We start from the raw sequence: 14,530 nt of genomic DNA on the forward strand, positions 1-14,530 counted from the left end.
CCGGGATGGCCGTTGCCCGGCCGGCCTGGCGCAGGACCGTCCTGGCGCATGCGCGTACCGTGCTGGACGCGCTCGAACACCTCGTCGGCGGTCTCGGCACGGCCCTGCTCGCGTTCATCGCGCTGCTGTGGCTCGTCCTGGCCGGGTTGCTGTGCGCGGTCGGCGTCGGGCTGCTGCTGAGGTCCACCCTGCCCCGCGTGGTGCGGGTCGTCGCCGAGCGGGAGCGGGCGCGGCTGTCCCGGTGGGGGCCCGAGATCATCGGGATGGGGCCCGCGCCGGCACGGGTGTCCGAAGCGTTCGCGGACCGGGTCGTCCGGCGGGAACTGGGCTGGCTGCTCGTGCACGGCACGCTGGGCCTGTTCCTCGGGGCCGTCGGCGCAACCCTGATCGTGCAGGCCGTTCAGGACGTCACCTATCCCCTGTGGTGGCGGATGCTGCCCCCTGACCAGGCCAGCCCAAGCCTGGTGTTCTGGACCGTGCGCGACAACGGCGACGCCCTGGCGGTCTCGTTCTTCGGCGTGCTGCTGGCCGCCGTCTTCGTGGTCCTCGGGCCGGTGACGGCCCGGCTCCAGGCGTGGCCGGGGCGGCGGCTCCTGGCTCCCCCGCCCGACGTCGACCTGTCCCTGCGGCTCGCCCAGCTCACCGCCAACCGCGCCGCGGCGCTGGACGCCCACGCGACGGAGCTGCGGCGCATCGAACGCTCGCTCCACGACGGGACTCAGAACCGGCTCGTCGCCGTCACCGTCCTGCTCGGCGCGACCCGCCGCGCGCTGGCCCGCGACCCGGACGTCGCCGCGGCCCTGCTCGGGCAGGCCCACGACGCCGCGGAGGAGGCGCTGACCGAACTCCGCACGGTGGTGCGCGGCATCCTGCCACCGGTCCTCGCCGACCGCGGGCTCCCCGGGGCGCTCGCCGGGCTCGCGGCGAACTGCGGGGTGCCCTGCCGCACCGACATCGACGTGCCCGGACGCTGCGCCGTCTCCGTCGAGGCCACCGCCTACTTCGTGACCGCCGAGGCGCTCACCAACATCTCCCGGCACAGCCGGGCCCGGAACGCCGCCGTGACCCTGCGGCGGCACGGCGACCTGCTGTCCCTGCGGATCGAGGACGACGGGGTCGGCGGCGCGGACGTCGGCAAGGGTTCGGGGCTCGCCGGGATCCGCGGCCGGATCGAAGCGCACGACGGCACGCTCACCGTGACCAGCCCGCCGGGCGGGCCAACCGTTCTCCAGATGGAGCTGCCATGCGGATCGTGATCGCCGAGGACGACCCCCTGCTGCGGGAGGGGATCGCATTGCTGCTGCGCGCGGAGTCCCTGGACGTGGTGGCCACCACCGACTCCCCGGACGCCTTCCTGGCGGCCGTCGACGCCCACGAACCGGACGTCGCCATCGTCGACGTCCGGATGCCGCCCACGCACACCGACGAGGGGATCAAGGCGGCGGTGGAGGCCCGGCGCCGCCGGCCCGGCCTGGCCGTGCTCGTCCTGTCCGCGTACGTGGAGCAGGCGTTCGCCACCGAACTGCTCGCCGGCGGGCCCGACCGGCTCGGCTACCTGCTCAAGGAGCGGGTCGGCCGGGTCGAGGAGTTCCTGGACGCGCTGCACCGGGTGGCGGGGGGAGGCACCGCCATCGACCCCGACGTCGTCGCGCAGCTGTTCACCCGGTCCCGCCCCGACAGCGGGCTGGACCGGCTGACCGCCCGGGAACGCGACGTGCTGGCCCTCATGGCGGAGGGCCTGGGCAACACGGCCATCGCCGAACGGCTCGTCGTCACCGAGGGCGCCGTGCACAAACACATCCGCAGCATCTTCGCCAAGCTCGACCTGGCACCCACCGACCGGGCGGACCGCAGGGTCGCCGCGGTCCTGCGCTACATGGAGAACACCCGCGGCTAATCCCGGCCGCACCGCCCCGGGGCGGCAGCACGCCAGAGCGGATTCCGCGGCCCGTTGCCGGGAGCGACCCGGGGCGGGGTGTTGCTGCGATGGTCCGGTCCGCACACACCCGAAGGGCCGACCACGCACACCTCGACCCCGCCGGGCGCCGGACCCCCGCTCCGCGCCCGCCTACCCTGGCGGCGCGGCCTCGCCGACGCCAACGAGGCAGTGATGCGGTCCGGCGGCGCCATCGAGTACGTCGGCACGCGCGGACGCCTCGGCTACCAGGGCCCCACAGGAGCAGACCCCCACCGGTGGGGGTTCTCCGGTCTACTCGCGGATGCCGATTCCCTCGACCGGGCGGGTGCGCAGGACCCGGCCGATCGGCAGGATCGTGGCGGCCAGCGCGAGCGCGGCGGTGCCACCCACGATGATGATCCAGCCGGCGGCCGGGACGTAGGGGATGGGCCGCCCGGCGACGGCGTTCACGATCGAGGAGAGGGTGACGGCCGCGATCGCGACGCCGATCGAGAGCGCCACACCCAGCAGGGCGGACTGCTCGGCGTAGACCATCCGCCGCACCTGGCCGCGGGTCACCCCGACCAGGCGCAGCAGGGACAGTTCCCGCCGCCGGGACAGCGCCGCCATGACCAGGGTGTTGGCCGCCGCGAGCACCGCGTACCCGACCAGCACGGCGATCAGCAGCTTGTTCAGCCAGGCGCTGATCGCCAGGTCCCGGGCGAGCTCGCCGGTGAACCGGTCCGTGCCGGTCACGGCGCTCGCCGGGTACCGGCCCGCGAGGGACGTCAGGGCCGCCGTGGTGTCGGCGCCCGGTGCGGTGCGGATCAGGACGTGGTCGTCGCGGCCGGTCGCGGTGTGGCCGGCGAGCGTCTCGTTGCTCAGGGTGACGTCACCGAACCCGAGACCCCGGTCGTAGATCGCGACGACCCGCAGGGTGACCGGTGTGCCGTCGCCGAGCCACAGCCGCGCGTTCTCGCCGAGCTTCCAGCCCGACGACTGCGCCCGCGACTCGGACACCGCTATGGAGGTGCCGTCCAGGTCGGCGAGGCGCCCCGACAGCACCCGCAGGTCCATGGTCTGCTCCGCGCCCCGCGGGTCGATGCCCTGGGCGACCACCGCCATGCCCTCGAACGCCATGGGCACGATCACCGATGTCCGGCGCACGCCCGTCGCGGCGACCACCCCCGGGATTCGGCGGGCCTCGTCCGCGGCCGATGCGGGCAGGCCGGCGGCGCCGACCAGCGCGTGCTGGGCGAGGATGCCGGCGCGGCTCTGGTCCACCGTCTCGCGCTCCAGGTTGTCCTGGAGGAACCAGACGGTGCCGCCGAACCCCACGGACAGGACCAGCGCCGTCAGCACGGCGACCATGCCGCGCGCGTTCGCCCGCAGGTTCGCGGCCGCCAGGTACCCGCTGTCACGCCACACGGTCCGCAGCACCGGCGCGAGCAGCCGGGCGGCGGCCATGTTGATCCACGGGGCGAGCAACGCGATCGCCAGCACGAAGGTGTAGAGCATGCTCACCGCGGCGCCCAGGGCGGCCTCGCCGTCGAGGCCGCCGGTGAGGGCGATCAGGCACACCGCGACGGCGAGGAGCACCAGGCCGGACACCGCCCGGACCCGGCCGCCCAGGGACGCCTCGACGGCCGCCTCGCCGAGCGCCTCGGTGGGCCGGATCCCGGTGGCGCGCCGCGCGGCGATCCACGCGGAGACCAGCGCGACGGCCGCCACCGCCACGACCACCGCCGGGGCGGCCAGGACACCGGCGCGCAGGGCGAAGGTGTCGGGGATGAACCCGCGGGTCACCAGCTCGCCCCGGATCCAGGCGGTGGCGGCGATCCCGGCCGGGACGCCCACCACCGCGGCGAGCAGGCTGAGCATTCCCGCCTCGCCGAGGATCAGCAGCCGCACCTGGCCCGGGGTCGCCGCGATCGCCCGCAGCAGGGCGAGGTCGCGGCGGCGGTACCGCACCGACAGGCCGACCGTCGCGGCGACCACGAAACCGATGATCAGCGCAGCGTAGCCGCCGAACGCGCCGCCGGCCTGCGTGACCAGTTCCCGTGCGGCGGTCGCCGCGGGGTCCTCGGCCAGCCCGAGCTCGTCCCCGGTGTAGGTCTTCGCCCCCGTGCCGGTCACGGCCCGGCGCACCGAGGCGGCCACCTCCGACCGGTCCGCACCGGGCTCGGCGAGCACGCCGATCGCGTCGACGCGGCCCGGGCGCGGGTCGAGCAGCGCCGCCCGCGTGTCGGTGAAGAACAGGGCCGCCTTCCCGCCGTGCGGGCCGGGCGCTTCGACGACGCCGCTCACCCGGAACCGCTGGGCCGTCCCCCCGACAAGGATCTCCGCGGTGGCGCCGGGACGCAGCCGCCCGGCCGCGGCCAGCCGGCCGTCGACGGCGATCTCGCCGTCAGCCCGTGGCGGCGCGCCGGACACCACCCGGTAGGGGGCGAGCGCCGCGCTCCCCCAACCGTGACCCGTGGCCGGCGTGTTCGCCGCCGCCATCGCGACGACCGGGAGCGAGCGGTCTCCCACCGCGCCCGCCACCCCGGGCAGCGCGGCGATCCGCTGCACCAGCGCGGCCGGGACGGTGCCGGGCTCGGGCAGCACCAGCGTGGTGGATTCCTGCTCGCCGAACATCTTCGGCCCGGCGATCGTGAGGTCGCGCTGGGCGACGACGGCGGCGGCCTCGGCGTACCGCTGCGACTGCCCCTGGTACCGCAGCCCGGACTCCACGAGCAGCCCGCACACCGTCAGGACCATGACGCCGGCAGCGAGCGCGATGAAGGTCGCCGCGAAACCGCCCTTGCGGAACCGCAGCATCTGCACGGCCAGTCCGAGCACGGTTCAGCCCTCCCGGGCCGCGACGGGCTGGCGGCGGCCGAGCAGCGCGAGCTGTTCGGCGATCCGCTGCACCCCCGGCTGCGGCATGTCCTGCACGATCCGGCCGTCAGCGAAGACCACGACCCGGTCGGCGTAGGACGCGGCGACCGGGTCGTGGGTCACCATGATGACGGTCTGCCCGGTCTGGTCGACCGCCGACCGCAGCAGCGCCAGCACCTCCGCCGCCGTCTGCGTGTCGAGCGCCCCGGTCGGCTCGTCACAGAAGATCACCTCGGGCCGGGTGACGAGCGCCCGGGCGATCGCGACCCGCTGCTGCTGGCCGCCGGACAGCTCCGACGGCCGGTGCCGGAGCCGGCCGCCCAGCCCGACCCGCTCGACCACCTCGGTCACCCACGCCCGGTCCGGACGGCGGCCGGACAGCCGCGACGGCAGCATGATGTTCTGCTCCACGGTGAGCGCGCCCACCAGGTTGAACGCCTGGAAGACGAAACCAACCCGGTCGCGGCGCAGCCTGGTCAGCTGCTTCTCCGACAGCGACGACAGGTCGGTGGCGCCGATCCGGACCCGTCCCGAAGTGGGCCGGTCCAGGCCCGCCGCGCAGTGCAGCAGGGTGCTCTTCCCCGACCCGGACGGCCCCATCACCGCCGTCATCGTCCCCCGCCGGAACCGGGCGTCCACCTCGGCCAGCGCCACGACGGGCTGATCACCTTCGTACGTCTTGCTGACACGCTCGACGCTGACGGCGTCGTCGGCCTGGTACATCGACATGGCGGGTGCCTTCCGGGGGGTCGTCGTCCGACGTCCCTCGACGCTAGGGAGCCCGCCCCGCCCGGAACAATGCAGCCAGGTACCCGGCCGAAGTAGTGCAGGCACTACCGGACGGCACCATCCGCGGCACGGCGACGACCAGCGAGCGCACGCGCCGTCACCGGCGATGCCCCTGGAAGCCTCCAGGGTGGCCGGCCACGCGCGGGGATCTCGGGGTCCGGTCCCGCAGCCGGGAGCCCGCTCTCCGGAAGGCGGCCGTTCCCGTCGAGTTCGGATTCCGCCAGCGCAAGGTCGGCCGGACCGGACGGGCGCGGATCCGGATCAGCGGGTGTGATGGAGGGGGCGGCCAGTGTCGTCGGTAGTGATCCAGATTCCGTCGCCGAGGGGTACGAGGTCGTAGGCGTGGCGGGAGGGGGTGTCAAGAGTCCCCTTGATCTCTCCGGTGCGCGGGTCGACGAGGTGGTGGGTGTGCCATTCCTCCTCGTCCTCAGTCTCGCCGCCCGTCGTGACGACGGCGGTCGTGAGGTCGAGGTAGCCGCCACTCCACTCCATGCGTGTCTCGTCGAGGTCGTGGCCGAAGGACTCCGCCGGGATGCGGACCGTCACCTCGCCGTCGGGATAGGTGTGGAAGGCGACGTCCTCCTGGTCGTGACCAACGGTCATGAAGTGGCGGCCGTCGGGGGCCAGACCCATCAAGCACCGGTCAGCCCACGGATAGGCGGTCAGTTCGATGGTGTCCTGGACGAGCCGGCCGCGGTAGACCCGCGCGCCGTCCTGGCCCTCACCGACGTCGATCAGCATGTGCTCTCCGTCCGGATGGGCGAACTGGAACGCGCCGTGCCCGGCGCAGTCCAGTCCGGTTTCCGCGAGGACGTCGCCGGTCCCGGCGTCGATGGCGAGCCAGCGGTCTGGGACCTGGTACATGCCTGCCATGGCGTCGGGCCGGTAGACCCACACCACGGTGCCGTCCGGGGAGAATGCGCATTTCGCCCAGGAGTTGTACGACCTTGTTCGGTCGGGGGTGTAGTCGAGCCGCCACAGCGTCCGGCCGCCGCGGTCTATGCACACCGCCTCGTCGTCCGTCACGTACGTCGCACGGCTCAGGTCCGGTGCCGCCGCGTGGCTGCGCGGCCTCACGCCCTCCGGCAGGGGGAAGGCGACGACGGTCTCAGTGGCGGCCGAGAAGTCGTGGACGTTCAGGGACCCGGGCACGGCATGGGTCACCAGCCGGGAGATCGCGGTCATGGCGCCCGAGACTAGTCCGCTGCCCTGACAGGTCCGGGATCTCGTGCCCGGCTGAGTCCCCGCCACCAGTGGGTTCGTCGCCGGACGGGGAGTGCGCCGTCGCGCGCCCCGGACATCTGGTCCGGCCGCACTATCGGGTGCGAAAGATTGCCGCAGGCCACGAAGTCACGCTCGCCGGGCCGCCCCACACTCGTGGGGCACACCCACCCCCCTGATCAGGGGCCGGAAGCGGGCCTGCCGGCCGTTCCGCGCGCTCTCCGCCGCGGCGTTTCCGGTCCGAGAGAGGACGGCTCGGCCGATGCGCAAGACGTTCAAGCTGATCCCGGCGGTCGTGGCCCTCGCCGCGGGCCTCGCCACCGCCCCCGTGGCCCAGGCCACCGCCGCCAGCCCCTACGCCAAGGGTCCGGACCCCACCGAGGCCAGCGTCACCGCCAGCCGCGGGCCGTTCGCCACGGCCACCACGTCGGTCCGCTCCTACAGCCACCCCGGCTTCAACAGCGGCACGATCTACTACCCGACCGACACCAGCCAGGGCACGTTCGGCGCCATCGCCGTGATCCCGGGCTTCCTGTCGCCCGAGTCGAGCGTGTCGTGGTACGGGCAGCGGCTCGCGTCCCAGGGCTTCGTGGTCATGACGCTGGAGACTTCCTCCGGCTTCGACCAGCCCGACCAGCGGGCCAACCAGTTGCTGGGCGCGCTGGACTACCTGACCACGAGCAGTTCGGTGCGCAGCCGGATCGACGTCAACCGGCTCGGCGTCATGGGCTGGTCCATGGGCGGCGGCGGGACGCTCCGCGCGGCCGAGCGCGGCACCGGCATCAAGGCCGCGATCCCGCTCGCCCCCTGGCACACCAACCAGAACTGGCGGTCCGTCCGCGTCCCGACGATGATCATCGGTGCGGACAACGACACCATCGCCGGCACCGGCGCGCACGCCGAGCCCTTCTACAACAACCTGACGGGCGCCCGGGACCGGGCGTACCTGGAGCTCAACAATGCCGACCACTTCACGTTCACGTCGTCGAACACGACGATCGCGAAGTACAGCATCTCCTGGATGAAGCGGTTCCTCGACGACGACACCCGCTACGACCGCTTCCTGTGCCCCGCCCCGAGCCCGAGCAGCACCATCCAGGAGTACCGCAACTCCTGCCCGCACTCCTGACCGCATGCCGTCGGCGGCCGTCCCGGACCGGGGACGGCCGCCTCCGGCACGCCCGCTCACGAGGCGCGGAAGGTACGGCGGTAGGCCGAAGGCGAGGTCTTCGTCGCGCGGGCGAAGTGGTGGCGGAAGGTCGCCGGGCTCTCGAAGCCGACGGCGGCGCCGACCCCCTCCACGGGCAGCGCACCCGATTCGAGCAGCGGCGGGCCGGCCATCATCCGCTGCGCGACGACCAATCGCAGCGGGCTCGTCCCCGTGCGGCGGGAGAAGTGCCGGACGAAGGTGCGCGGCGTCAGGTTCGCCTGCCGGGCGAGGTCGGCGCCGGGGCGCCCGTCCGCTGGCCGGCCGACCCGCTGACCGTCCCCGCCCGACCCGCCGGCTGCGGCTGCGGTGTCACCCTCCCTGGGGGGTGACGATGTCGCCGGGGGACGGCAGCTGCGCCTGCACGGGCACGTCGTAGATGAAGTCGAGGCGTGACTTCGTGCGGGAGTCGATCATCCGCAGGGCCCGCGGCTCGCCCTGGGTCGCCACGTAGAGCGTGCCCTTCGTCCCGTCGACCAGGCCGATCACCGGCACACCCCCGATCGCCGCCGGCCGGCCCTTGGTGAGCCTGCCGCCCTCGGGCTTCAGCAGATCGGTGAAGGCCTCGCGCATGAGGGTCAGCGACCTGAAGTCGGCGAACGGCCCGGGCCTGCCGTCGAGCTTGACGTACTTGCCGGCCTGCGCCACCGCGCCCGGGTTGGCCACGCTCAGGAACTGCCGGTCGGCCGAGAAGTAGGCGTCGGCCCCGACCCTGACCAGGGTCATCTTCCCCAGGCCGGCTATCTTCACGGCGCCCGTCGCCGCCTGCTGGCTGATCCGCATGTCGATGGCCATCGCCCCGTCCGCGTCCTGAATGGTGCCCCGGATACGCACGGACGGCGCCGATATCGACGCCTTCGTGGCGGCGGCGAGGATCCGCGCCGCGGTCAGGTTCTCGACGCCGTTCGGCGTGGGCACCGGGGTCGCAGGAGCTGCCGGAGCCGTCGGGGCGGAGGAGGTGGGTGGGGCGATCGCCGCCGGCTGCTCCTCGGTCCCACATCCGGCGATCAGGGTCAACGTCAGAGGCAGAACTGCCAGGTGGGCACGGCGCATGGCGGGATCCTTCTCCCTAGGTGATCAAGATCCCCGGAGGGTACAGACAAGCCCCGACATTCCGCCGGGAATTTCACCATCCGTTGAGAATTTCGCTGTCCGTCGACAACGGATCGGACATCGTTCGGACACGGATGAGACCAGCGCCACCCTGTTCCCGGAGGACCAAGATCTCCCCTCGGGCATAAGCACACGGGGCGGCGACGTTAGACTGAAGCAATCAACTATGACGCTGTGATGCGTCTGGCTCGTCCTTGTAGCCCACGGATCCCGAAGTGGTGCCTCCCGAGACGTGCCCCCCTCTCGGAAGGTAATACGTGTCAGACACGCCCACGTTCGCTGAGCTCGGCCTGCCCGTCGAGCTCGTATCCGCCCTCGCCCGCCAGGGCATCGAGTCCCCCTTCCCGATCCAGGAAGCGTGCATTCCGGACGTCCTGGCCGGCCGGGACGTGCTGGGCCGGGGCAAGACCGGCTCCGGCAAGACCCTCGCCTTCGGGCTGCCGATGCTGGCCCGGCTGGCCGGCCGCCGCGCCGCCCCCAAGCGCCCGCGCGGCCTGATCCTGGTCCCCACCCGCGAGCTCGCCATGCAGGTGCAGACCAACCTCGAACCGCTGGGCCGCACCCTCGGCCTGCGGTTCAAGACCGTCATCGGGCAGACCTCGATGCCCAAGCAGATCGACGCGCTGCGCCGCGGCGTCGAGGTGCTGGTCGCCACCCCGGGACGGCTCAAGGACCTGATGCGGCAGGGCGCCTGCGACCTCGGCGACGTCGAGATCGTGGTGCTCGACGAGGCCGACCACATGGCCGACATGGGCTTCCTGCCCGATGTGACCGACATCCTCGACCAGGCCCGGCCGGGCGGGCAGCGACTGCTGTTCTCGGCCACCCTGGACCACGACGTCGACGTCCTCGTCCGGCGCTACCTGCAGGAGCCGGTCACGCACGCCATCGGCCCGGTCGACGAGCCGGTCGCCACCATGGACCACCACCTGCTGCTGGTCGCGCCCAAGGAGAAGGCCCCCGTCACCGCCGAGATCGCCGGACGTGACGGCCGGACGATCCTGTTCGCCCGCACCAAGCACGGCGCCGACCGGGTCGCCAAGCAGCTCACCCGGGTCGGGGTGCGCGCCGCGGCACTGCACGGCGGGATGAGCCAGAGCCTGCGCACCCGGACGCTCGCCGAGTTCCGCGAGGGCTCGCTGGGCGTCCTGGTCGCCACGGACGTCGCCGCCCGCGGCATCCACGTCGACGACGTCTCCCTGGTCGTGCACATCGACCCGCCGACCGACCACAAGGACTACATGCACCGCGCCGGGCGGACGGCCCGGGCGGGCGAGCGCGGCACGGTCGTCACGCTCGTGCTGCCGCACCAGGTGCGCTCCACCGCGGCGATGACCCGCCGGGCGGGCGTCGAGGCGGTCCGCACCAAGGTGATGGCCGGTGACGAGCAGCTGGTCAGGCTCACCGGGGCCAAGACGCCCAGCGGCGAGCCGATCACCGAGCCGATCATCCCGCCGACGCCCAAGCGCTCCGGCCGGCCCGGTGGCCGTTCCGGTGGCCGGCCGGGCGGCCCCCGCCGGGGCGGCGGCAAGGGCTGGGGCGGCGAGCGCCGCGGCGGTTCCCACGACGGCGAGCGCGGGTCCTACCGCGGTGAGCGCGGCTCCCACGACGGCGGCGACCGGCCCGCGCACGGGACCGGCGAGCGCCGCGGCTCGTGGGGCGGCGGCCAGGGCGACGGCGAGCACCGCCCGTACAAGCCCCGCCGCCAGGGCGGCCAGCGCGGCGGCGACCGCCGCCAGCCCCGCCCCGCGGGCCGCGGCTGACGAACCCGCACCGGGGCGGCGGCGCACCACACCGCCGCCCCACCCACCACACCGCCCCTGAAGGACCACCTGCCGGAGGCGGCGCAAAGCACGGCTGATCCTTCAGCTTCCAGGGCGCCATGGCGCCTCGGATCCTGAAGGATCACCTGATGAGAGCGCATACGGCCGTGATCCTTCAGCATTCGGGGCGCCATAGCGCACTCAAAGCTGAAGGATCAGCCGTGCTTCGCCTTCGGCGTGTGCTGAGGGCGTGAGTTCGGCTTGGGGGTTCCGTTGGGCGAGGGGAAGTCTCAGCCGGCCTGTTCGCGCATCTTGTCTTGGAGGATCTGAAGGCCCTCCAGGCCGCTGACGGAGAGCCGGGCCAGTTCGTCCAGCGAGACCAGTGGGGGGCGGCCGCGCAGCGGGGGCTGCCAGCCCTCCTCCGGGTCGTAGCTACGGACGACCTTGGCCGGCACTCCGGCTATCACGCAGTTGTCGGGGAACTCGCCGCGGACCACCGCGCCGCCCGCCACCGCGACGTTCTTGCCCAGCCGGGTGCCGGGCAGGACGATCGCCTGGGTGCCGATCCAGCAGCCGTCACCGATCACCACCGGCTGGTTCTCCGGCCACTGCCGGCCGATCGGCATGTGGATGTCGCCGTAGCTGTGGTTCTGGTCGGTGATGTAGACGTTCGGCCCGGTGAAGACGTCGTCGCCGATCGAGATGGACTGGTGGCCGACGATGTGGGTGCCGCGCCCGATCGAGCAACTGCGGCCGATCGTCACGATCACGTCGGGCCCCAGGTCGAGGCCGGGCACGAAGCCCGCCGAGATCGTGACGTGCGTGCCGATCAGCGTGTGGTCCCCAATGGAGATCCACGGCTCGCCGTACAGCGCCCCGGACGGGAATCCGATGCATGCGCCCTCACCGAGGTAGGCGAACCGGCGCCGGCCGGGCGTGGCGGGGGTGATCTCGCCGTGCCGTTGGATCTGCTCCCAGCAGCGGTGCACGAGGGAGTGCAGCCCGCGGCGGATCCGACCGGTCAGCGCGTCCTTCAGCGACATGGCGCACACGTTACCTGTTAGTAGCCTGGGCGCGACGTCCGATCCCGGACATATCGGAGTGCCCGGCGCCGTAGCGCCGGGCACTCCGATGGTCGTCGGTTAAGGGGCGTCCACCCGCTCGGCATCCGCCGGCGTGGGTTCCCGCAACGACTCGATCACATCGTCCTGCGCGGCGTGCCGGCCGGGACGGCGGCTGGCCATGGCCCCCACCGCACCGACCGCCGCCATGGCGGCCATCGCCATCATGGCGTTGCGGCCGGGCCGCCGGGAGCGCCTGGCGGGCTCGATCCGCCGGCCGGTGTTGGAAAGGAAGGAACCGACCCGCGGGCCGAGATCCGATTCCACGTACCGCCCGGCCCGTTGCAGCCGCGGGGCGCTCCACCCCCGGGCGACCATCACCCGGTCGGCGGTGACCGTACGCGCCTGCTGCGCTGCCGGAACGACCCGTCCGGTCACTTGCGACATACCATTGTGGTACGTCTCCTGGACGCGACCGAGCCGCGGCGTCCGAACGTTCATCCGCGGCCTACGACGGAACTTGATCACTAGGGACACGCTAACCTCCCTGTCTGCGAGGTCCTGCCTGCACCCTTCCCTGCGGGTGAACCGTAAACCCGGGTCCATGGGAGTATGCGGTACCCCTACGGTGGGCAGGAGATGACCCCGACGGCGCGTCGGCCCGACCCTGGCCGGCACGCGACCATCGATTTCGAGGAGGCGGCCCTTCGTGGCTGAACAGCTCATCGCAACCCTGAACACCACTCTGGGCACGGTCGTGATCCGGCTCTTCCCGGAGCAGGCGCCCAAGACGGTCGAGAACTTCGTGACCCTCGCCGAGGGCTCCCGGACCTGGCTCGACCCGCGCACCGGGCAGAAGTCCAACGACCCGCTGTACAACGGCACGATCTTCCACCGGGTGATCAGCAACTTCATGATCCAGGGCGGTGACCCGCTGGGCACCGGCACCGGCGGCCCCGGCTACGACTTCGAGGACGAGTTCGGGTCGGGCCTGCGATTCGACCGGCCGTACCTGCTGGCCATGGCGAACGCCGGGCCGAACACCAACGGCTCGCAGTTCTTCATCACCGTCGACCCGCAGCCGCACCTGAACAACCGGCACACCATCTTCGGCGAGGTCGTCGAGGGCGCCGACGTCGTCGACCGGATCTCCAAGGCGCCGACCGACATGCGCAACCGGCCGACCACCGACATCGTCGTGGAATCGGTGACGATCGAGCGGCGCCAGTCGTAATACGGATGTGAGCGCACAACCGCAGCAGCCCCCCGCCTGTCACTGGCATCCGGACCGCGAGACCTACGTCCGGTGCACCCGGTGCGACCGTCACATGTGCCCCGAATGCATGCGTGACGCGGCCGTCGGTCACCAGTGCCACGAGTGCGTCCGCGAGGGCAACAAGACCGTGCGGCAGCCCCGCACGATTTTCGGCGGCCGGGTCTCCGCAACCCCGGTCGTCACCTTCACCCTGATCGCCGCGAACGTGCTGGCGTATCTCGCCGAGATCGCCGACCCCGCGGTGGTCGACCGGTTCCAGATGGTCGGTCAGGCGCTGCTGGCGCGCAACGGGAACATGTACGTGTCGGACGGCACGCCCGTTCCCGGGATGGAACTCGTGGGGGTGGCCAACGGCGAGCCGTACCGGCTGCTCACCTCGGCGTTCCTGCACGCGCCGCCGGGCAGCGGGTTCGGGGTGGGACACATCCTGTTCAACATGTGGGCGCTGTGGATGATCGGCCCGCAGCTGGAGCAGGTGCTGGGCCGCGCCAGGTTCACCGCGCTGTACCTGCTGTCGGCGCTGGGCGGGTCGGTACTGCTCTACCTGATCGACCCGAGCCAGCCCGCGGTGGGCGCCTCGGGAGCGATCTTCGGGCTGTTCGGTGCGTTCTTCGTGATCGGCCGCAAGCTCGGCGCCCCCACCGGCGGAATCACGTTCCTGCTGGTGATCAACTTGGTGATCACTTTTGCCGTTCCGGGCATCTCCTGGCAGGGACACCTGGGCGGGCTGGTCGTGGGAGCGCTGCTCGCAACGGCGTACGCCTACGCGCCCGCCCGGCAGCGCTCGATGGTGCACGGTGCGGCGATCGGCAGCGCCCTGGTGGTGCTGGTGGCGCTGGTGGCCGCACAGACGGTCCAGCTCACCGCGCTCGGTTGACGGTCAGGGTGTCCCCGCTCATCCGGGCGGGGACACCCGGCCGGTTGTGGACAAACTCCGCACCCGCCTTATCCCCAGCCTGTGGATAACTTCCGTGGATTGGGGCGGGTGGAAAGTGGGTAACCCGTTACTCCCACTTGGTGGAGAGCACCACTCCGACAATGATCAGGCTGAAGCCGATGCCCAGGTTCCAGTTCCCCAGGTCGGTCAGCAGGGGCACCCGGGTACCGGTGCTCGCCGTCACGTAGAACGTCGCGATCCACCCGAGCCCGACCAGCCAGCAGGCGAGCATGGTCGGCACCAGCCACCGCGGGCTGACCTTAACCTGCTGGGACCGCTGCGGCGGCGTGTAGACCGCCTTCTTGCGCACTTTGGATTTGGCCACGGTTGGATCTCCTTGGGCGGGCGGCAGCACCGGTCCGCGCGTGGGTGGTTTGTGGGCTAGC

13 protein-coding genes and 1 pseudogene are annotated in these 14,530 nt (G+C 72.5%); 6 read left to right on the forward strand and 8 right to left on the reverse strand.

The window, feature by feature from the left end:
- The first annotated feature begins 5 nt into the window (after positions 1-5).
- Both DPM19_RS12755 and DPM19_RS12760 read left to right on the forward strand, forming a co-directional pair.
- Positions 6-1,256 carry a sensor histidine kinase gene (locus DPM19_RS12755; protein WP_111866686.1) on the forward strand — a complete coding sequence of 417 codons (1,251 nt, stop codon included), beginning with the start codon at positions 6-8 and terminating at the stop codon, positions 1,254-1,256.
- Positions 1,244-1,897: a response regulator transcription factor gene (locus DPM19_RS12760; RefSeq protein ID WP_111866689.1), complete on the forward strand. Its 654-nt coding sequence runs from the start codon at positions 1,244-1,246 to the stop codon at positions 1,895-1,897. Before DPM19_RS12755 ends, DPM19_RS12760 begins: the two co-directional genes overlap by 13 nt.
- A gap of 312 nt (positions 1,898-2,209) precedes the next feature.
- On the opposite strand, the gene DPM19_RS12765 is transcribed toward DPM19_RS12760, so the two are convergent.
- The 3 genes from DPM19_RS12765 to DPM19_RS12775 form a co-directional block, all read right to left on the reverse strand.
- A complete protein-coding gene (locus tag DPM19_RS12765) occupies positions 2,210-4,738 on the reverse strand; it encodes an ABC transporter permease (RefSeq protein WP_111866691.1) in 2,529 nt (842 codons plus the stop codon).
- 3 nt (positions 4,739-4,741) lie between these two features.
- Positions 4,742-5,506 (reverse strand): ABC transporter ATP-binding protein, encoded by a 765-nt coding sequence (locus DPM19_RS12770; RefSeq protein WP_199485057.1) that lies wholly within the window; start codon positions 5,504-5,506, stop codon positions 4,742-4,744.
- 321 nt (positions 5,507-5,827) lie between these two features.
- Positions 5,828-6,751, reverse strand: coding sequence for a hypothetical protein (locus tag DPM19_RS12775; RefSeq protein ID WP_111866694.1), 924 nt, complete (start codon positions 6,749-6,751; stop codon positions 5,828-5,830).
- A gap of 298 nt (positions 6,752-7,049) precedes the next feature.
- Here DPM19_RS12775 and DPM19_RS12780 point away from each other — a divergent pair, with 298 nt between their 5' ends.
- The gene (locus tag DPM19_RS12780) at positions 7,050-7,916 is read left to right on the forward strand and encodes a dienelactone hydrolase family protein (protein WP_111866696.1); all 867 of its coding nucleotides are present in this window, start codon (positions 7,050-7,052) and stop codon (positions 7,914-7,916) included.
- Positions 7,917-7,972: 56 nt separating this feature from the next.
- Here DPM19_RS12780 and DPM19_RS12785 read toward each other — a convergent pair.
- Positions 7,973-8,215: pseudogene (locus tag DPM19_RS12785) on the reverse strand (helix-turn-helix domain-containing protein); the annotation flags it as partial.
- A gap of 91 nt (positions 8,216-8,306) precedes the next feature.
- Entirely contained in the window at positions 8,307-8,912 is a 606-nt protein-coding gene (locus DPM19_RS12790; RefSeq protein ID WP_111866701.1) for a hypothetical protein, read from the reverse strand.
- A 452-nt stretch (positions 8,913-9,364) separates the two neighbouring features.
- Between DPM19_RS12790 and DPM19_RS12795 the strand changes: the two genes are divergently transcribed.
- Complete coding sequence (locus DPM19_RS12795; protein ID WP_111866704.1) at positions 9,365-10,870, forward strand: DEAD/DEAH box helicase; 1,506 nt, start codon at positions 9,365-9,367, stop codon at positions 10,868-10,870.
- Positions 10,871-11,160: 290 nt separating this feature from the next.
- Here the strand turns inward: DPM19_RS12795 and DPM19_RS12800 are convergent, their stop codons facing one another.
- Entirely contained in the window at positions 11,161-11,913 is a 753-nt protein-coding gene (locus DPM19_RS12800) for an acyltransferase (RefSeq protein ID WP_111866707.1), read from the reverse strand.
- Between the two features lie 99 nt (positions 11,914-12,012).
- Positions 12,013-12,378: a hypothetical protein gene (locus tag DPM19_RS12805; protein WP_146778843.1), complete on the reverse strand. Its 366-nt coding sequence runs from the start codon at positions 12,376-12,378 to the stop codon at positions 12,013-12,015.
- A gap of 262 nt (positions 12,379-12,640) precedes the next feature.
- Here DPM19_RS12805 and DPM19_RS12810 point away from each other — a divergent pair, with 262 nt between their 5' ends.
- Together DPM19_RS12810 and DPM19_RS12815 are read left to right on the forward strand one after the other, a co-directional pair.
- Positions 12,641-13,165, forward strand: a complete 525-nt coding sequence (locus DPM19_RS12810) for a peptidylprolyl isomerase (RefSeq protein WP_111866711.1) — start codon at positions 12,641-12,643, stop codon at positions 13,163-13,165.
- 109 nt (positions 13,166-13,274) lie between these two features.
- Positions 13,275-14,084 carry a rhomboid family intramembrane serine protease gene (locus DPM19_RS12815; RefSeq protein ID WP_233510114.1) on the forward strand — a complete coding sequence of 270 codons (810 nt, stop codon included), beginning with the start codon at positions 13,275-13,277 and terminating at the stop codon, positions 14,082-14,084.
- Positions 14,085-14,211: 127 nt separating this feature from the next.
- On the opposite strand, the gene DPM19_RS12820 is transcribed toward DPM19_RS12815, so the two are convergent.
- Positions 14,212-14,469, reverse strand: a complete 258-nt coding sequence (locus DPM19_RS12820) for a cell division protein CrgA (RefSeq protein ID WP_111866716.1) — start codon at positions 14,467-14,469, stop codon at positions 14,212-14,214.
- Positions 14,470-14,530: the final 61 nt, after the last annotated feature.

Origin of the sequence: Actinomadura craniellae (genome assembly GCF_003289645.1) — a bacterium.
GTDB lineage: Bacteria > Actinomycetota > Actinomycetes > Streptosporangiales > Streptosporangiaceae > Actinomadura_D > Actinomadura_D craniellae.

Excerpts from the sequence above, each read along its gene's own strand:
- DPM19_RS12815 (WP_233510114.1), top strand. The coding sequence starts at position 13,275 with ATGCGTGACGCGGCCGTCGGTCACCAGTGCCACGAGTGCGTCCGCGAG.
- DPM19_RS12760 (WP_111866689.1), top strand. The coding sequence starts at position 1,244 with ATGCGGATCGTGATCGCCGAGGACGACCCCCTGCTGCGGGAGGGGATC.
- DPM19_RS12805 (WP_146778843.1), bottom strand. The coding sequence starts at position 12,378 with ATGTCGCAAGTGACCGGACGGGTCGTTCCGGCAGCGCAGCAGGCGCGT.
- DPM19_RS12780 (WP_111866696.1), top strand. The coding sequence starts at position 7,050 with ATGCGCAAGACGTTCAAGCTGATCCCGGCGGTCGTGGCCCTCGCCGCG.
- DPM19_RS12775 (WP_111866694.1), bottom strand. The coding sequence starts at position 6,751 with ATGACCGCGATCTCCCGGCTGGTGACCCATGCCGTGCCCGGGTCCCTG.
- DPM19_RS12800 (WP_111866707.1), bottom strand. The coding sequence starts at position 11,913 with ATGTCGCTGAAGGACGCGCTGACCGGTCGGATCCGCCGCGGGCTGCAC.
- DPM19_RS12755 (WP_111866686.1), top strand. The coding sequence starts at position 6 with ATGGCCGTTGCCCGGCCGGCCTGGCGCAGGACCGTCCTGGCGCATGCG.
- DPM19_RS12770 (WP_199485057.1), bottom strand. The coding sequence starts at position 5,506 with ATGTCGATGTACCAGGCCGACGACGCCGTCAGCGTCGAGCGTGTCAGC.